Origin of the sequence: Lactobacillus kullabergensis, from assembly GCF_003151025.1 — a bacterium.
GTDB classification, from domain to species: Bacteria; Bacillota; Bacilli; order Lactobacillales; family Lactobacillaceae; genus Lactobacillus; species Lactobacillus kullabergensis.
Genome location: NZ_CP029477.1, coordinates 970,911 through 989,170 on the forward strand (window position 1 = coordinate 970,911; position 18,260 = coordinate 989,170).

Consider the following 18,260-nt stretch of genomic DNA (forward strand, 5'->3'; position numbering starts at 1 on the left):
ATGGATGCTGGAAAAGACAAACTGATAAAGCTGTTTACCTCATATTTGCGTATTGAACGTCAATATAGTCCCAAAACAATAATGTCTTATCAAACGGATTTACTGGAAGCAAAAAAATTTTGGCAGGAAAATGGCGGCTTTAATGGTTGGTCAAAAATAAATAGACGTGATGTTGAAATTTTTTTACAAAACTTAACAGAACGCAAATTAGCGCGTTCGACGCAGTCGCGTAAAATGTCTAGCCTCAGGTCGTTTTATCACTTTTTAACTAGACGAAAAATTGTTAAAATAGATCCAACGCAAACAATTGTTTTGCGCACTAAAGAACGAAAGTTACCCCAGTTTTTTTATGCACCAGAAATGAAGCAGGTATTTGACTCTTTAAGTGGAAATGAACCCTTGACTTTACGTAATTTAGCATTAATTGAATTGTTTTATACTACTGGGATGAGGGTTAGCGAAGTAAGCAACTTAACAAGAAAGCAATTAGATTTAGATTTAAAGATAATTCTGGTACACGGTAAAGGTAATAAAGACAGATACGTTGCGTTTGATGATAAAACTAAAGCCGCGTTAGTTAATTATTTGGAAAACGGTCGCGATCAACTTGTAAAAGGTGATGACAGTTCAGATTATGTCTTTTTAAATAATAAAGGCAAACCATTAACGGATCGTGGCATCGAGTATATTATGCAAAGGGTTTTTAATAAGGCTGGCATTAATGGTAAGGTACACCCGCACGAATTGCGACATTCATTTGCTACGGCAATGTTGAATAACGGCGCAGATTTACGCAGTGTACAGGAACTTTTGGGTCATGACAATTTATCTACCACACAAATATACACTCACGTGACTATGAGCAACTTACAGGCAAATTATGAAAAATACTTCACTCGCAATGATAAGAAAGATGAGGCAAAAAAATGACAACAATATGTTCAGTGAAATTTAATGGTAAAACTGCAATTGCAGGAGATGGACAGGTAACCCTGGGTGAAAAAGTAATTGCAAAATCTACCGCTAAAAAGATTAGACGAATTTATCATGATCAGGTAGTAATTGGTTTTGCTGGAGGCGTAGCCGATGCAGTCAGTTTGCAAGATATGCTTGAAGGTAAATTGGAAGCTTTTGGGGGTGATTTGCGCAGAGCTGCTGTGGAAATGGCTCAAGCCTGGCGCAAAGATGCCACCCTGCAAAAACTGGAGGCAATGCTTATTGCTTTTAATGAAAAAGATCTTTTATTAATTTCTGGCAATGGTGAAGTGCTTGAACCAGATGAAAATGTAGTTGCAATTGGTTCTGGTGGGAACTTTGCGCAGGCTGCAGCCATTGCAATGACCAGACATTCGTCCAATATGAGTGCCAGCGAAATTGCTCATGAAGCTGTTGAAATAGCTTCCGGAATTGATATTTTTACTGATAATCAGATTATCACTGACGAATTGTAAAAAACGAGGCAGATAAATAGTATGGAAACAAAAACACCAAAGCAAATTGTTAATTTACTTAATGAATACATTATAGGTCAAGATGAAGCTAAAAAAGCAGTTGCTGTTGCTCTTTATAATCGTTATCGCAGAATGCAGCTGCCAAAAAAAATGCAGGAAGATATCACACCTAAAAACCTGTTAATGGCAGGCCCCACAGGTGTCGGTAAAACCGAAATTGCCAGAAGATTAGCAGCGATTGTTAATGCGCCATTTGTAAAAGTCGAAGCTACAAAATTTACTGAAGTTGGTTATGTTGGTCGTGACGTTGAATCAATGGTGCGCGATTTGGTAAATGAAGCAGTGCGCATGGAAGAAAAAGATCAATTCGACCGTGTTCGCACTCAAGCAACTAAAGAAGCCAATAAAATTTTAGTACGTTTGCTTGTTCCCGGAATCAAGCAGGACAAAAGAAAAAATCAGATGCAGGAATGGCAAGATATGATGTCAATACTCATGTCAGGAGGTCAGAATAATAATCAGTCTTCTGACGCAGACCAGGAAGAAATAACCGATGACGTTCGTAATCAGCGTCTTACTGTGTCTGAGCAGCTAAACAAGGGTTTACTTGAAAATAGAGAGGTCACGATCGAGGTTGAACAAGCTCCTAAAGTCAATCCCATGGGTGATATGATGGGACAAATGGGAATCGATATGAGTTCAATGCTTAACGATTTGGTTCCTAAAAAGAAAATTAAGCGTACATTGGCAGTAAAAGATGCCCGGGAAGTTTTAATTCAACAAGAATCCCGCAAGATGATTGATTATGACTCCCTTTATCAAAAAGCTATTGAGCGTACGGCAAACAACGGTATTATTTTTATTGATGAAATTGATAAAATTACTGCTGGCAATAAGAAAACTTCTGGTGAAGTATCACGTGAAGGTGTGCAAAGAGATATTTTACCAATTGTAGAGGGTTCTACTGTTCAAACTAAATATGGTCCTGTAGCAACTGACCACATTCTCTTTATTGCCGCTGGAGCATTTTCTGAATCCAAGCCGAGTGATTTAATTCCTGAATTGCAAGGTCGTTTTCCAATTAGGGTCGAACTCAATGCTTTAACAAAAGACGATTTTGTTAAGATTCTCAAGGATCCTGAAGATTCACTTTTAGAACAATATGTAGCCTTGATGAAAGCTGACGGAATCAAATTAGTCTTTACGCAAGAAGCAGTTGATCGAATTGCTCAAATTGCATATGACGTAAACCAGGGAACTGATAACATTGGTGCCAGAAGATTGTCAACAATTCTTGAGAAGCTGCTGGAGGATGTTTTGTATGAAGGTCCAGATATGTCTATGGGTGAAATTACGGTGACTGAAGCGTACGTTAACGAAAAACTTAGTGATATAATAACAAATAAAGATTTAACTAAGTTCATTCTTTAACAAAGGTGATGATTATGCATGGATTACACTATCAAAAATAGCATATTACAGGTCAAAATTGCCAGTAAAGGTGCTGAAGTTCAAAGTGTGAAAAGTTTACATAGCGGTTATGAATATATTTGGCAAGCTGATCCTGAAGTTTGGAAGAGACATGCTCCTGTACTCTTTCCTATTGTGGGGAAACTTAAAGATGATGAATATACTTATCAGGGCAAAACATACCATTTGACCCAACATGGCTTTGCACGTGATTTAGAGTTTAAAGTTGAACGACATACAGAGGAAAGCATCACTTTTTTACTGACGGATTCTGCAGAAACTAGGAAAGTTTATCCATTCAAATTTGAATTGCGTGTGAACTATAACTTGCTTAATAATCTGCTGGAAGAGAATTTTTCTGTCATTAATAAGTCAGATGGTGAAATGATTTTTGGCATTGGTGGACATCCCGGCTTTAACATTCCCACAAGCAAGACTTTGTCTAAGGAAGATTTTTACTTCAGTACTAAGCCTTCTCGTGCGCGCGTTCGTATTCCTCTTAAAGGAGCATTTTTAGACTGGCCTAATCGATCTCTGGCCTCAACTAATAGTTTGATTACCCTAAGTGATCATCTGTTTAAAGATGATGCTTTGATTTTTCAAATGCGTGGACACGACAACCGAGTATCTTTAAGAACAGATGCCAATAATTTTCATGTAAATGTTTGGTTAAGGGATGCTCCCTTTGTAGGCGTGTGGTCCCAATATCCTAAGTCTGCAGATTATGTCTGTATTGAACCCTGGTGGGGCATAGCTGACCGCAGTGACACTAATCAAAAATTAGAAGAAAAATACGGCATGAATCACCTTGAAGCTGGTGGCACTTTTACAGCTGGTTTTAGTATGGCTTTTCATGATCAAGATGAATGAGTATAAAAATAAATTATTTAGGTTGAAAAGAAAGCCTCAAGGCTTTCTTTTTTTACAGTTCCCTATTAACTCAAGCAAAAGCCTTCTTGCGAACTAATGTTCTTATGTCTATAATAAAATAGCTAGCTAAACTCGCTAGCCATACTTATCTGATAAACAATCATAATTTATGATGTCTTTTCTTATACCAGTACCATAAACCAAAGGGAATGATATTCTCTTGATGGTGCAATAATCGTTTAATATTGCTTCTGTGACGAATAAATAAGATAATCATGATGCAGCCCACGATAATTTCAAGATAAATATCGTGAAAGAAGAAAGTTACGATGAATATTAAGACAACTGCAATTAAACTGGACAGACTGACATAAGACGTGATAAAAACCAAAGGCAGGAAAATGAGAGCACAGACGCCAAAAAATTTTAGGTTATAACCTAAGAAAAGTCCCGCACTGGTTGCTACAGCTTTACCACCTTTAAATTTTAGAAAGATGGAACATGTGTGTCCTAGGATGGCTAGTCCCCCCGAAATTAACAAAAAGTATTTAGGGACACTGATATGAAAAATTCTAGGCAAATTTGTGGCTAACGTTCCCTTGAGGACATCAACAATGAGAACCACACTGCCTGCAAATGGTCCAAAAACGCGAAAAGAGTTAGTAGTTCCGATATTGCCAGAGCCATAATTTCTAATATCTTCTGCAAAAAACACCTTGCCGACGATCACGCCAGTAGGAAACGAACCTATTAAATATGCTAGAATAAATATCAGAATTAAATTTAAATTTATCATGTATATCCTGCTCTCTTAAAGTCTAATGCTATTTTATCAGAGTTTACAAAGTATGAGGATTAAAATAATAAATGATTTTTAACTGGAGGAGTCTATTTGACTAAAACAAGTAAAAAAACAAATTCTTATGATGACTCATCAATTCAGATTCTTCATGGCCTGGAAGCTGTGCGGAAAAGGCCGGGTATGTATATTGGATCAACTGATGTTCATGGTCTTAATCAGCTAGTCTATGAAATTGTAGATAATTCAGTAGATGAGGCAATGGCCGGATTTGGTAAAGAAATTGACGTAACGATTCATAAAGATAACAGTGTGACGGTACGTGATTTTGGTCGTGGGATGCCTACAGGCATGCATAAATCTGGTAAGCCTACAATTGAAGTTATCTTGACTGTCTTGCATGCTGGTGGTAAATTTACCGAACAAAATTATAAGACTTCTGGAGGACTTCATGGAGTAGGTTCCTCTGTCGTTAATGCTCTTTCCAGTTATATGGATGTTAAAGTTATACGGGATGGAATTGCATACGAAGAAGAGTTTAAAGATGGTGGTCATCCCGTTGGTACATTGAAGCGCTTAGGTAAAACTAAGGAACCTACTGGTACCACCATTACTTTTAAACCAGATGAAAAAATTTTTTCGACTATTAAATATAAATATGAAACTATTCAGGAACGCATACGTGAGTCGGCTTTTTTGCTTAAAGGTGTGCGCTTTGTCTTAGTAGATGAGCGTGATCCCCAACATCATGATGATTTTAAATATGATGATGGTATTAAAGCTTTTGTATCCTATCTGAATGAAGGTAAAGATACTTTAAGCGATATTTTTTATTTTTCCGGTAAACAGGACGAAATTGAGGTTGAGTTTAGCGGACAATATAGTGACAGTTATTCCGAAAACTTGGTTTCTTTTGTAAATAATGTGCGTACATCAGATGGTGGCAGTCATGAAGTAGGTGCACGAAGTGGCTTTACTCGTGCTTTTAATGATTATGCCAAAAAACAAGGACTGTTAGGTAAGAAAGACAAAAATATTGATGGCTCTGATTACCGTGAAGGTTTAAGCGCTGTTTTATCCGTTAAAATTCCAGAAGAGTTATTAGAGTTTGAAGGCCAGACCAAGGGCAAACTAGGAACTCCTCAAGCTAGATCAGTTGTTGATGCAATTGTTTATGAAAAAATGTCATATTACCTAATGGAAAAAGGTGAACTGGCACAAGAGCTGGTGAAAAAAGCACAAAGAGCAAGGGATGCTCGTGAAGCTGCGAAAAAGGCTCGTAACGAGAGTAGAAATGGCAAAAAAAGGCGCAAAAAAGAGGTTCTTTCCGGCAAATTAACACCAGCGCAATCACGCAACCCTAAGAAAAATGAATTATTTTTAGTTGAGGGGGACTCGGCCGGAGGTTCCGCAAAGCAGGGACGAGATCGTAAGTTCCAGGCAATATTGCCTTTACGGGGAAAAGTTTTAAACACCCAAAAAGCAAAACTCCAGGACATATTTAAGAATGAAGAAATCAACACCATGATTTACACTATTGGTGCCGGCGTAGGTGCTGAATTTAAAGTAGAAGATTCAAATTACGATAAAGTAATCATCATGACGGATGCCGATGATGATGGTGCCCATATTCAGATTTTGTTATTAACCTTTTTCTATCGTTATATGAGGCCAATGATTGAACATGGTAAAGTTTATATCGCTTTACCTCCTCTTTATCGCTTGCAAAAAGGTCGCGGCAAAAAGGCTCAGGTAAAGTACTCCTGGACTGATGAAGAACTTGCTGCCGATGAAAAGAAAATGGGTCGTGGTTATGCTTTACAACGGTTCAAAGGTCTGGGAGAGATGAATGCTGAACAGTTGTGGCGAACAACAATGGATCCAGAAACAAGGCTGCTTATTCGGGTAAAAATTGACGATGCTGCCTTGGCTGAGCGTCGTGTGACCACATTAATGGGTGACAAAGCAGGTGCAAGGCGAAAGTGGATTGAAGAAAACGTTAAGTTCAGATTAGGGGATAATGTTTCAATCCTGGAAGAAGAAAATGAATAAAGAGGTTTTTAATTAATGGCTACAAAAGAACGAATTCGTGAAATGCCCCTTGAGCAAGTCATGGGTGAGCGATTTGGCAGATATTCCAAATATATTATCCAAGAGCGTGCCTTGCCAGATATTCGTGATGGTTTGAAACCAGTGCAAAGAAGAATCCTTTACGCTATGTTTCAAGATAATAATACATATGACAAACCATTCAAAAAGGCGGCTAAAGCGGTGGGTAATATCATGGGTAATTTTCATCCCCACGGTGACAGTTCCATTTATGGTGCCCTGGTTCACCTTTCTCAAGACTGGAAAATGCGCGAACCACTAATTGAAATGCACGGTAACAATGGTTCAATGGATGGCGATGGTCCCGCTGCAATGCGTTATACCGAATCACGTCTAAGCAAGATTTCCAATATGTTGTTACAAGATATTGATAAAGATACAGTCAATATGGTCTTGAACTTCGATGATACTGAGTATGAGCCAACGGTTTTACCAGTTCGGTTTCCTAATTTATTAGTTAATGGTTCTACAGGTATTTCGGCTGGTTACGCTACCGAGATTCCACCGCATAACTTAGCAGAAGTAATTGATGCTACTATTTATTTGTTAAAGAATCCTGATGCAAGTCTTGATGATTTAATGCATTTTGTTAAAGGTCCTGATTTTCCTACAGGTGCCATTGTTTTAGGACAAAAAGGATTACGTGAAGCCTATGAAACGGGTCGAGGACGCATTCAGGTAAGAGCAAAAAGTTCAATTCAGGAAATAAGAGGGCACCGCGAAGAAATTGTCATCACGGAGATACCTTTTGCTGTTAATAAAGCTTTGTTAGTTAAAAAGATGGATGAAATTCGTCTTAACAGGGAGATTGATGGCATAGCGGAAGTGCGTGATGAAACTGACCGTCATGGTTTATCAATCGTAGTAGAGTTAAAAAAGGGTGCTGATGCACAAAATATTCTGAATTATTTATTCAAGAATACTGAATTGCAAGTTTCCTATAACTTTAATATGGTTGCCATTGATCATATGACTCCCATGCAAGTTGGTTTAAAGCATATATTGTCTTCGTACTTAGAACATGAAAAAGATGTAGTAATCAAGAGAACCAAATTTGATTTAAATAAAGCTGAAGAGCGTCTTGAAATTATTCAGGGTTTAATTCACGCCATGGATATTTTGGACAATGTAATTAAGGTAATTCGAGCATCTAAAAATAAAGCAGAGGCAAAGAAAAATATATCAGATAAGTTCAAGTTTACTGCCCGGCAAGCAGAAGCAATTGTGTCTTTACAGCTGTATAGGTTAACTAACACTGATGTTGATGCTTTGGTTAAAGAGCAAAGCGAACTAAATGAAAAAATAGCTCGTTTTAAAGAACTTTTGTCTAATAAAAAAATCTTAGATAAAGAAATAATTAAGGAACTAACGACCGTCAAAAAGGAATTTGGTAATCCTCGACGTACTGAGATTTCTTCCGAAACCGCCAAGATTCAAATTGATGAAAAAGCACTAGTAGCGGATGAACAAGTACGTGTTTTAATCAGTCGTGATGGTTACTTAAAGAGGTCATCTATTCGTTCCTGGCAATCTAGTGAAGATGAAGATAATGGTTTGCCGAGTGGGGATGACGTTGTATTCGAAAAGACTCTGTCAACGTTAACTAATTTATATTTATTCACTGACCGTGGTAATGTCATTTATAGACCAGTTAATGAATTAGTCGAAACGAAGTGGAAAGAAACCGGTCAGCATTTGTCTCAGGAAATTGGCTTAAACGAGAATGAGAATATCATTCGGGTCTTTGATTTTGAACAATTAAACCAAAAACTAAACTTTTTAATTGCAACTAATGATGGTTATATAAAACAGTTGGAACTATGTAATCTCCAGCCTACTAGAACTTACCGTTCACGCGCAATTACTGCAATGAAAATGAAAAAAACAGACAGTAAGGTTGTTCGTGTTGATTTAGTAAAACCTGAAAGTAATAAAGAGATTATTTTATTTACGCGTAAGGCTTATGCTGTCCGCTATGATTTGAGCGAAATTCCTGCATCTGGTGCCAAATCATTCGGAGTTAAATCTGTGAATTTAAAAGATGAAGACTATGTAGTTTCGTATATAGTCATAAATCCTGATTATCTTGACTTAATTCGGATAGGCATTATTACTCAAAGAGGAGCTTTTAAGCAGTTTAAGGCTGGGTTAGTCAATAAGGTATCCCGTGCCAAACGAGGAGTATTAGTTTTAAGGGAACTTAAAACTAAGCCGCACCGTGTTGCTGCTGTTGCTTCGTATGGCCAAGACCATAACCTGCTGATAACAACAACAAGCAAACGGCATATAAAGATTTCGACTTGTGATTATCCTTTGGGTGACAGATATTCTAATGGTTCTTTTGTATTAGATACGACAAGTGACGGTCATCCAGTTAATATAAAACTGGGGAGGCCTTTAAGTACAGAATAAATTTTTATTTATTTAATGATACTAATAATTTATGGAAGGGCTTCAACAGATTTAAATATTACTTTGACACAAAAGGGTTTTTGATTGATAATAGCATATAAACAGAGCTATATTATTGTTAAGATAGAAGGAATAATCTTATGCCTAAAACAGATACAATACTCTCAACCAAATCCCTACATTATTTTTTGCAATTAATTGATACCATGAACTACACTCAAGCTGCTCAAATCCTTGGTATTACTCAACCGGCTTTAACTCAGCAGATAAAGAAAATTGAACATGCAATCGGAACACCGCTGTTTGGACAAATGGGAAAAAAGCTTTATTTGACTGAAGCTGGTAAGCAGTTGCAAACGGGGGCAATTAAGCTACTCGGGACTATTAACTCTGTTGTTAGCGATATACAAGAGTTTACTCAGGCTGACAAAGGCAATATTGCAATTGGTGTTTTAGAAAGCGTCAATTCTGATCTTCTTAGAAAATTTTTGGTTGAATTTAATAAAAAGTATCCCAATATAATTATCAGTGTTTCTTATTTCAATCGTAAAGATCTTTGGTATAATCTTGATAATAATTTGGTTGATTTAGCAATGCTTTATCTTCCCGAAACTACTAAAAGGAGTCAGGCGAATTTACAAAATCAATACGAATTAATGAAAGTTACTCAAGACAAATTAATTATCCTAACTCACGATAGAAATGTTGAAGCAGGGAAGTCCTATCCAGTTTCTAAGTTTTTAGGAAAAAAATGGGTTCTTTATCCAGATAGCTTTTATTTAACTCAGATACTTAAAGGCAAGCTAGGCAGTAAGATGAATGCAAGAAATGGTCTGAACGTTCCTTTAACTTTTACTTCTACCAAGGAGATGGTTGAGACAGCGCAGGATACTGGCTATGATACAATTGTAAGCGACTCTTATTACCGCCTAAATCAAAGTGAAATTAATTTGGTACCTGTATTTTTAAAAGGCATTAAAAAGTTCACAATTTCACTTATTTATCGAAAGGGTAAAAAAGAAGTTCCACGTATACAAAACTTTTTGAAAGAATTTAAAAAGTTTTTGGAAGACTGATGTTGCCACATAATCTTGTAAGTTCTTTTGCTGTCAGACAAAAATTTATAATTTGTTCTGTCAAGAATAGCCTTTATTAGGTAAACTAATTATATAAGTAAAATTTTAAAAAGAAAAAGAGGAAATCTAATGGAAAAAGAATTGGTCTTTGGTCACCAAAATCCTGACACAGATGCAATTGGGACAGCGATAGCTTATTCATATTTGCAGAATAAGCTGGGTTACAACACAGAGGCGGTTGCTTTAGGCGAACCTAATGATGAAACAGCTTTTGCATTAAAGAAGTTTGGTTTTAAAGCGCCAAGAGTGATCAAAACAGCAGCAAATGAAGTTAAAGAAGTAATGCTTGTTGATCATAATGAACCACAGCAAAGTGTATCAGACATTGATCAGGTTACTGTAACTCATGTTGTTGATCACCACAGAATTATGAATTTCAACACTAGTATGCCTTTATTTTATCTTGCTGAACCGGTAGGTTGTACTAGTACAATTATGTTTGGTCTCTATAAGCATTTTAAAGTGGAAATTCCCAAGAATATCGCCGGTATTATGCTTTCCGCCATTATTTCTGACACATTATTGCTAAAATCACCAACAACTACCGACAGAGATAAAAAAGCCGTTAAAGAACTTGCCGAAATTGCTGGTGTAGGTTACGAAAAATATGGCTTGGAAGAATTAAAAGCCGGAACTAATATAGCAAGTAAATCAGAAGAAGAACTAATCGATTTAGATGCCAAATCATTTGAATTAAATGGCAAAAATGTACGAGTAGCTCAAATTAATGTGGTTGACTTGCCAGAAGCATTAGAGCGCAAAGAAGCCTTCCTGAAAACTATGAAAGATTCAGCAAATTCAAAGGGCTATGATTTGTTTATGCTACTTATAACTAATGTACTTGATTCAGACTCAACTGCATTAGTTATAGGTTCAGACGAAGCTTTGGCTTCATTTGAAAAGGCATTTGGAGAAGTTAAAGATTCAGAAATCAGTTTACCAGGTGTTGTTTCAAGGAAGAAACAGGTTGTTCCACCATTAACTGAAGCATTTAAGTAATTTAAAAAGCACGAAATAGTTAAATCTATTTCGTGCTTTTTTTAATCTTTGTTAATTTCCTTAGCCAAAATAATGAATGATTTACATACTCTTTCAGCTTTGTCAGGTGACATTTTTCTAAGTTCATTAAGAACCTTCTTAATAAATACAGGAGTATTATCTTGGTGATTTTCTACCTTAACTTCTTTAAAGCGGTAAGCATTCATGATAATATCTGGTGTAGTTGTATTTAAAGCTCTGGCAATTGAGTCAAGCTTTTGAATACTGATGTTTTGATTCTTTGTTCTTTCCAAACGAGAAATAAAGTTAACCGATAAGTCACTTAATTCAGCAAGATCCTCCTGGGTCAACTTTTGTTCGCGCCGCCTACGGCATATTTCTTTTCCTAAATTTATACTCATGGAATAAATTCAACCCTTTCAAAAAAATAATTCCATATTCTATAATAACAGATTAATTATAGAATTGAACAATAAAACAAAAATAATAATGAATAAAACACTTGCTTTTGGCAAAATTATACTCAAACTAAATGTTTTAAACTATACCCCACATAGTATTGTAAGCTATTTTTTGGAAAAATAAAATAAAAAAGCACCAATTAATTAAACTTAAAGTGAAAAAGGAAAGAGTGGCAAATATTATATCAAAGCGTGCATTCGCTTGCTAGAGGGGCAAGTAGAAAAGCGCTTAAGTGAAAAAACAAAATCCAATTGTTTTTATATATTTATCAATTGTAGAAAGCGCTTTTATTTATATTTTTACACTTATAACATAAAAACTTTAAATAAATCAATTAATATTGGATATGATAAAAAGGGTTTAGTAATTATTTAATTTACAAATTTCACAAACAATAAGTTTTATTTTGTATAAAGTAAAATAAAACTTTTCTTTCTAAAATTATGGATTTTTTATACAATAAAAAATTTATTCAAAAGCAAATTTAATGACAACAAAAATAAAAAGTTAGTTCTCCAATTACTAATTTAATTCAATAAATTAGATATACTTTGGTGAAGATAGAGTGGAGTCAAATGTAGCTGCTTTTATTGATATAACTTCGTATAATATATATTATGTAAAGTAAATTAAAAAATTAAAAGAGAGCTTATGAGATTGAGACTAGATTTGCCATACACAAAAACAATTTTGTTTTGAGATTGTTACAGGTCAATTGAGAGCTCGTTAAAATCAAAATCAATGCATAATTTGATCAGTTGTACATTGAATTGTCATTAAGCCTCCTTTGAAACGACTTGAACTTTTTATTGATCAAAGTTTGAGTTGTTTTGTTAATAATACTGAAAGCTAAAAAGTCACACTAATATTTTTTTATGAAGTCATATACGAATAGTTTTGATAATAGTTGAGTAATAATGGTCAAAATTTCAATTTTAAGTATAAAAAGTCTGCTCGCATAATTTTTTAGTTTAAAATATGTGTTTGATATTAAACAATTTTTTAGTTGCTTTCATTAAAACTATAATTTTAATGAAAGGTATTAAATTAAGAAACAAGTTCAACTTTTTTGTATTAGTTGGTTGATTTTTAGCAAAACTGAATATCATCTTTTTAGATAAGTTTCAATTAAAGTCGAAATTTCTATTTCAAACTTTTTAAAAGATTTATCCTAAAATATCAAAGCAGTATTTTGTTTCATTAAATGTAATTTTCGCCTTTCCCTCTCCTCTATCCCATAATAAGTATACACGACACAAACATACATTCTAGTTTTGTTTTATAATAAAGCATGTAACTTATTAAATTAAGCTAGGAGAAATTTATTACGTGGAAACAAAGAAATATTTAGATCTAATTGATGAAGAATTAAATAAAATGCCTGATTTTGTTAAAGAATACAATTTTGGCACAAGTCACTCTTTAGCTACATCCTATCAGTATCTAACAGAAATAAGAAGATTTTTTGACTGGCTCCGTCATGAAGGCATTTCAAAGGCTGAAAATAACAAAAGTATTGAAACTCAAACTTTAGCTCACCTGCAACGCAATGACATCATGCTTTACATTAATTATTTAGGTCATACTAAAAATAAGCAAGGCAACTTGAATTCGCCTACAACAATAAATCGGTCTATTAATGCCTTGAGATCTCTTTTCAAGTTTTTAACCATTACTGCTGACAATATAAATGGCAAACCGTACTTTGAACGCAATGTTATGCTCAAAATTGATTCTCTTAATAACACAAAAACTTTAAACTATCGGGCCCATGTTCTTGAATCGCACATGTACACAGGAAAATTAAAATACCAGTTTTTGGATTTTATTGAAAATAATTATGAATTTAAATGCAATAAGCATGCGTTACCAGCTTTTAAAGCAAATAAAGAACGCGATATGGCAATTATTGCTTTAATTTTAGGAACTGGAATCAGAGTTTCTGAGTGCGCAGGAATAGATCTGCCAGACATTAATTTTAAAAAGGCTACGTTGGACGTAACCCGCAAAGGTGGCCAGCGAGACAGCGTACCAATTGCTGAATGGACGTTGATTTACATTAGAGAGTATAAGAAAATAAGAAAACAACGCTATTTGGCAGTCAAAAGCGATTCAGCATTTTTCCTGACTCGCTGGCATAATAAAACACGTCGGATCACCACGAGCGCTATCGAGAAAATGGTTAATAAATATTCAGCTGCTTTTGGACACCCGCTCACTCCTCATAAATTACGTCACACAGTGGCCTCTGAACTATATGGGGTAACCAAAGACCAAGTGCTGGTAGCTCAGCAACTGGGCCAAAAAGGAACCTCAGCAACCGATTTATATACTCATGTTGATCAAAAAAAGCAGCGTGCTGCTTTAAATGAGATTTCAAAAACAGATAAAAAGAATAGTGATCACAAAGGGGCTTAATACAAAGCCTTTTTTATTCAAATTTTGTTTGCCAGTTAGGACTTTGATTCGCTTCAAAACACATTTTTATCTCTGCTAAAGAATTTCGTGGCAATGATAAAGGTGGTAAATTATCAAGTTCGAAAAATGAACATTTATCAGTTTCGGTATTCTTTGAAAACTTTCCACCCAAGTCTTTACACAAAAAGATGACGTTACAAACATTGATAGGTCTTTCAATTCGCTCTTTATCATAAATATTAGTTGAATGATTGTTCACTGCAATAATTTGTTTAACTTCAATTTTATGCCCGGATTCTTCTTCGGCTTCTTTTATACAGTTTTCTTTAACGGTTATGTTAGGTTCACACCAACCACCAGGCATTGACCATAAATTATCTGTAGTTTCTTTAACCAGTAAGATTTTTTGTTTATTGAAAATTGCAGCTCTAGTAGAAACTTTAGGTGTCTGGTACCCATCATCATTACTAAACAAGCCTTTAACAACATTTATTGATAGTCCAGTTTTTGCTGCCATCATTTCGGTGGCAATTTTTCTTACTTGTTCGTATCGCTCCCTATCAAAACGATCATAACCATATTCTATACCGTTTTGAGCAATACTCTGTAACTCTACAGCCCATTTTGTTATTTGATCCATTTGCTTTTTCATACGTATCTTCACATTTCTGTAACAAAAAAAGCAATCTTACAAAAAGTTGCTTTTATTTAGTCAAATCTATTTTATCAATGTCAATCATCCAACCAATTGCAAAAGACTTTTCTCCTAGATGCGTGGCAATAACAGGGCTAAATTTCGTAACGGAAATGTTTTGCTCTGGAAATTTTTCTGTTAAAAATGCTTTAGCTTCGTCTACCTGACTGCTATCATTGGAATCAATAATAAAGAGCTTGATTTTATCTTTATAAGGCAATTGATCTATTTTTTTTACCGTTAATTTTTTAATTTTGATAAAAGCTCGTTTCATAGAACGAATTTTGTCAAAAGCTACTATATTGCCGTCTTTGAAAGTAAGCAGCGGCTTGATATTTAGCATTGAGCCGATAAAAGCACTGGCATTGCTTAAGCGCCCTCCTCTACTTAAATTATTTAAATCATTAACCACAAATATTTCATCAATAGTTGAGCGGATTTTTTCAAGTCGAGCTAAAATTGTATCCAGATCAAGACCATTTTTTATCATTTTAGCTGCTGCCAAAACCAAATTACCTTGTAAGCGAACAGTCATTCTTGTGTCAATAGCATGTAAATTATATTTCGGATGATTTTCTGCAATATTACATAATGTTTGATAAAAACCAGAAATCCCGCTGGAAAGTGTAATAGCAATAATAGCTTCATAGCCTTCATTATTTAGGCGATCAAAAAGGCGTATCAAATCGCCTGTGCTTGGCTGAGAAGTTTTGGGAAAATCTGCTCCCTCTCTCTGCATTTTGAAAAGTTGATCAGAAGTAATATCAACATTTTCTAAATACTCTTTTTTACCTATAATAATTGGAATTGAAACAACAATAATGTTATTTTTTTCTGCCTCTTGTTTTGTAATGGCGCTAGTACTATCAGTAACTAAAGCAATCTTCATCTAACTTACCTTTCGCTTTTGTCTGTACAACATACAAGAATTATAGCATAAAAAAATAAGTGTTTCGACTATCAACTATAGAGAACTTGTTCTCTCAGCTTTCTGTACCAGTTTAGTAAAAGTTTGGTCAAATGCTCTTATTTCTTGCTCTGTTAAACCATGTAAAAGTGATGCTTCTATCTCTTTTAAAACATTTCTCAGTTCAGAAATTTTTTTCAACCCCAGATCATTTAACAGAACTGTTTTGCTTGAGTCGCTTTCTGACCTTCTAATTGTTACAAAACTCATGGTTTTCTTTTGCTGCAATTGTCTGCTTAATGTTGAAAGTGATATTTTTAATTTTTCAGCTAAATCTCCCATTTTTAAAGCAGTATTACCATTATGGTAAAAATAAAGCAAAATTCTGGTTTGCGAAAGATTTAACCCACACTTTTTATTTATTTCGTTTTTAATATTTCCAGCAATTGTGCTAAAAGATAAAACGTCCATTTAACTACCTTTTCTGATTAAAACAAAACATAAAAATATTTTATAAACTTAAATTTAAGCAATATTAAAAGCATGAAAATGCATAAAAAGCCAAACGAAAAGTTGTGAAACACTCATGCTTAATTGTATAGTAATATTTGTTACTATTATTTTTAGCTTATAAATATTTATATTGATAACTTTAAATCTATATTACCAGTATATCAGTTTTTTGCAATGATTTCTTTAGTTAATCCAAAAATGATTACTATATAATTAGTAGTACTCTATTTTAAGATTATAAATAAAAAATATTTTAAACAAGCACTTATTGCCTAATACTTGGTATAATAGAAAGCGTGTTTTGAGGTGATATTATGGCTTTTGATGGTTTGTTTATACATAGCCTGCTAAATAATGTTAAACCAAAAATAGAAAGTGGCAGGCTTTCCAAAATTTATCAACCATTTGAACAAGATCTAGTGCTAACTTTTAGAAAAGACAGAAAAAATATACAATTGCTATTATCTGCCAATGCTCAGTATCCGCGTTTTTATATTACTGAGCAAACTATTGCTAATCCTGATAAGGCACCAACTTTTGTTATGGTGTTACGTAAATATTTAGAAGGTTCAATTCTACAATCAATTGACCAGCTAGGAGTTGACCGTATCGTCAATTTTTATTTTAGTAATCGTAACGAACTTGGAGATCAAGTTCAGTTAGTCTTATCATTGGAGCTAATGGGAAGACATAGCAATGTTATTCTTTATGACCAGAAAAATGGACGAATAATTGATTTGCTCAAAAGAATTAATCCTGATGAAAATAGAGTGCGGTTGCTCTTACCCAAAGCTAAATATGAGTTACCTCCCCTTATATCTGGTATTGATGGTTTCAAGATGACGGAAACAGAGTTTAATAAAAAAACTTTGAATTCTGATCCTGAAAAATTCGCCAGTCAGATTGGGGGACTTGATCGAGACGATCGTCAAGAACTTGCAGGTTATTTGGAAGACGATTTTTCTTATTCATCTTTTAAAACTTTTATGGGTCAATTTAATAAAAAAGGTGCTTTTATTCTGAAAACGCCAAATAATAAACGAAAAATTTTCCCTTATTTGCCTTACCATCTTAACCTGACTAAAGAAAGTTCTGATCCAGAGATTAATCATGCATTAGATAAATTTTATCAATATCAATCAAATCAGGATTGGGTCAGACAAAAGTCAAGTCAAATTGAACGTGTTGTAAAAAACGAGCATAAAAAATTAACCAAAAAAATAGTTAAGCTTCAAAAGCAATTGGACCAAGCTGAAAATTCTGAAGGGTATAGAATTAGAGGTGAAATTCTTAATGCAAATTTGTCCCAAGTTAAACCGGGAATGACTGAAATTGACCTGCCTAATTATTATGATAACAATCAACCACTAAAAATTAAGCTTGATGCGGCACTCTCTCCTGCACGAAATGGTCAAAAATATTTCACCAAGTATAAAAAGCTGCGCGATTCAATTAAACATGTTAAAGAACAAATAAAAATAGCTCAAGACAATTTAAATTATTTTGATACTATTCAAACCGCGATCGATAATGCTGAACCACAAGATATCGATCAAATTAACGAAGAATTAATGAATCAAGGCTACATTAAAAAACCCCAGAAACCTAAACGTAAAAAGAAAATCACTGAGAAAAACCTCAATAAATTTCGCATTTCATCTGGTAAAACTGTTTTAGTTGGTAAAAATAATTTACAAAATGATTGGCTCACCTTAAAAAAAGCTAATAAAACTGATATTTGGTTCCATGTTAAAAATATTCCTGGTTCGCATGTTATCTTGCAATCTGATCAACCAACAGAAAAAGATATTTTAGAAACTGCGGAAATTGCGGCCTATTTTTCTAAAGCTAAAAATTCAGCTCATGTGCAGGTTGATTATGTGCAGGATAAAAGAGTAAAGAAACCTAATGGCGCGAAACCTGGTTTTGTAATTTATACTGGACAAAATTCAATTGAAGTAACCCCTGAAAAAGAAAGAGTATTAAGCAAAAGAATAAACTAAAAAACGAGGATGATTTG

The 18,260-nt window shown here is 34.4% G+C and carries 15 protein-coding genes; 10 read left to right on the forward strand and 5 right to left on the reverse strand.

Translation table 11 applies throughout. From position 1 onward, the window contains the following. Genes xerC through DKL58_RS04610 form a run of 4 tightly spaced genes read left to right on the forward strand, consistent with a single transcriptional unit; the run spans position 1 to position 3,791 of the window. Entirely contained in the window at positions 1-930 is a 930-nt protein-coding gene (gene xerC, locus DKL58_RS04595; protein WP_109586259.1) for a tyrosine recombinase XerC, read from the forward strand. Further along, entirely contained in the window at positions 927-1,451 is a 525-nt protein-coding gene (gene hslV / locus DKL58_RS04600; RefSeq protein WP_045928061.1) for an HslVU peptidase proteolytic subunit, read from the forward strand. The genes xerC and hslV overlap by 4 nt, the downstream gene beginning before the upstream one ends. Before the next feature lie 21 nt (positions 1,452-1,472). Further along, a complete protein-coding gene (hslU, locus tag DKL58_RS04605) occupies positions 1,473-2,882 on the forward strand; it encodes an ATP-dependent protease ATPase subunit HslU (protein ID WP_109586260.1) in 1,410 nt (469 codons plus the stop codon). 18 nt (positions 2,883-2,900) lie between these two features. Continuing rightward, the gene (locus DKL58_RS04610; protein ID WP_109586261.1) at positions 2,901-3,791 is read left to right on the forward strand and encodes an aldose 1-epimerase family protein; all 891 of its coding nucleotides are present in this window, start codon (positions 2,901-2,903) and stop codon (positions 3,789-3,791) included. A gap of 160 nt (positions 3,792-3,951) precedes the next feature. On the opposite strand, the gene plsY is transcribed toward DKL58_RS04610, so the two are convergent. After that, positions 3,952-4,587, reverse strand: a complete 636-nt coding sequence (plsY, locus tag DKL58_RS04615) for a glycerol-3-phosphate 1-O-acyltransferase PlsY (protein WP_109586262.1) — start codon at positions 4,585-4,587, stop codon at positions 3,952-3,954. Between the two features lie 96 nt (positions 4,588-4,683). Here plsY and parE point away from each other — a divergent pair, with 96 nt between their 5' ends. The 4 genes from parE (at position 4,684) to DKL58_RS04635 (ending at position 11,246) form a co-directional block, all read left to right on the forward strand. Continuing rightward, entirely contained in the window at positions 4,684-6,642 is a 1,959-nt protein-coding gene (gene parE, locus DKL58_RS04620; RefSeq protein ID WP_109586263.1) for a DNA topoisomerase IV subunit B, read from the forward strand. 15 nt (positions 6,643-6,657) lie between these two features. Beyond that, on the forward strand, positions 6,658-9,111 hold the full coding sequence (parC, locus tag DKL58_RS04625; RefSeq protein WP_109586264.1) for a DNA topoisomerase IV subunit A: 2,454 nt from the start codon (positions 6,658-6,660) through the stop codon (positions 9,109-9,111). 140 nt (positions 9,112-9,251) lie between these two features. Next, on the forward strand, positions 9,252-10,187 hold the full coding sequence (locus DKL58_RS04630) for a LysR family transcriptional regulator (protein ID WP_109586265.1): 936 nt from the start codon (positions 9,252-9,254) through the stop codon (positions 10,185-10,187). A 129-nt stretch (positions 10,188-10,316) separates the two neighbouring features. After that, positions 10,317-11,246: a manganese-dependent inorganic pyrophosphatase gene (locus tag DKL58_RS04635; RefSeq protein WP_109586266.1), complete on the forward strand. Its 930-nt coding sequence runs from the start codon at positions 10,317-10,319 to the stop codon at positions 11,244-11,246. 41 nt (positions 11,247-11,287) lie between these two features. Here DKL58_RS04635 and DKL58_RS04640 read toward each other — a convergent pair whose 3' ends face one another. Beyond that, positions 11,288-11,647, reverse strand: coding sequence for a helix-turn-helix domain-containing protein (locus DKL58_RS04640; protein WP_034979176.1), 360 nt, complete (start codon positions 11,645-11,647; stop codon positions 11,288-11,290). Positions 11,648-13,037: 1,390 nt separating this feature from the next. Here DKL58_RS04640 and xerS point away from each other — a divergent pair. After that, positions 13,038-14,126, forward strand: a complete 1,089-nt coding sequence (gene xerS, locus DKL58_RS04645) for a tyrosine recombinase XerS (protein ID WP_109586267.1) — start codon at positions 13,038-13,040, stop codon at positions 14,124-14,126. Between the two features lie 13 nt (positions 14,127-14,139). On the opposite strand, the gene DKL58_RS04650 is transcribed toward xerS, so the two are convergent. From DKL58_RS04650 to DKL58_RS04660, 3 genes are all read right to left on the reverse strand, one after another. Next, complete coding sequence (locus DKL58_RS04650; protein WP_109586268.1) at positions 14,140-14,778, reverse strand: NUDIX hydrolase; 639 nt, start codon at positions 14,776-14,778, stop codon at positions 14,140-14,142. A gap of 52 nt (positions 14,779-14,830) precedes the next feature. Next, positions 14,831-15,709 (reverse strand): DegV family protein, encoded by an 879-nt coding sequence (locus DKL58_RS04655; RefSeq protein ID WP_045928069.1) that lies wholly within the window; start codon positions 15,707-15,709, stop codon positions 14,831-14,833. A 75-nt stretch (positions 15,710-15,784) separates the two neighbouring features. After that, positions 15,785-16,198 carry a MarR family winged helix-turn-helix transcriptional regulator gene (locus DKL58_RS04660; RefSeq protein WP_045928070.1) on the reverse strand — a complete coding sequence of 138 codons (414 nt, stop codon included), beginning with the start codon at positions 16,196-16,198 and terminating at the stop codon, positions 15,785-15,787. Positions 16,199-16,554: 356 nt separating this feature from the next. Between DKL58_RS04660 and DKL58_RS04665 the strand changes: the two genes are divergently transcribed. Beyond that, positions 16,555-18,243, forward strand: a complete 1,689-nt coding sequence (locus DKL58_RS04665) for an Rqc2 family fibronectin-binding protein (protein WP_109586269.1) — start codon at positions 16,555-16,557, stop codon at positions 18,241-18,243. Positions 18,244-18,260: the final 17 nt, after the last annotated feature.

Excerpts from the sequence above, each read along its gene's own strand:
- hslU (WP_109586260.1), top strand. The coding sequence starts at position 1,473 with ATGGAAACAAAAACACCAAAGCAAATTGTTAATTTACTTAATGAATAC.
- plsY (WP_109586262.1), bottom strand. The coding sequence starts at position 4,587 with ATGATAAATTTAAATTTAATTCTGATATTTATTCTAGCATATTTAATA.
- DKL58_RS04630 (WP_109586265.1), top strand. The coding sequence starts at position 9,252 with ATGCCTAAAACAGATACAATACTCTCAACCAAATCCCTACATTATTTT.
- DKL58_RS04635 (WP_109586266.1), top strand. The coding sequence starts at position 10,317 with ATGGAAAAAGAATTGGTCTTTGGTCACCAAAATCCTGACACAGATGCA.
- DKL58_RS04640 (WP_034979176.1), bottom strand. The coding sequence starts at position 11,647 with ATGAGTATAAATTTAGGAAAAGAAATATGCCGTAGGCGGCGCGAACAA.
- parC (WP_109586264.1), top strand. The coding sequence starts at position 6,658 with ATGGCTACAAAAGAACGAATTCGTGAAATGCCCCTTGAGCAAGTCATG.
- DKL58_RS04665 (WP_109586269.1), top strand. The coding sequence starts at position 16,555 with ATGGCTTTTGATGGTTTGTTTATACATAGCCTGCTAAATAATGTTAAA.
- DKL58_RS04610 (WP_109586261.1), top strand. The coding sequence starts at position 2,901 with ATGGATTACACTATCAAAAATAGCATATTACAGGTCAAAATTGCCAGT.
- DKL58_RS04650 (WP_109586268.1), bottom strand. The coding sequence starts at position 14,778 with ATGAAAAAGCAAATGGATCAAATAACAAAATGGGCTGTAGAGTTACAG.
- hslV (WP_045928061.1), top strand. The coding sequence starts at position 927 with ATGACAACAATATGTTCAGTGAAATTTAATGGTAAAACTGCAATTGCA.
- DKL58_RS04660 (WP_045928070.1), bottom strand. The coding sequence starts at position 16,198 with ATGGACGTTTTATCTTTTAGCACAATTGCTGGAAATATTAAAAACGAA.
- xerC (WP_109586259.1), top strand. The coding sequence starts at position 1 with ATGGATGCTGGAAAAGACAAACTGATAAAGCTGTTTACCTCATATTTG.
- DKL58_RS04655 (WP_045928069.1), bottom strand. The coding sequence starts at position 15,709 with ATGAAGATTGCTTTAGTTACTGATAGTACTAGCGCCATTACAAAACAA.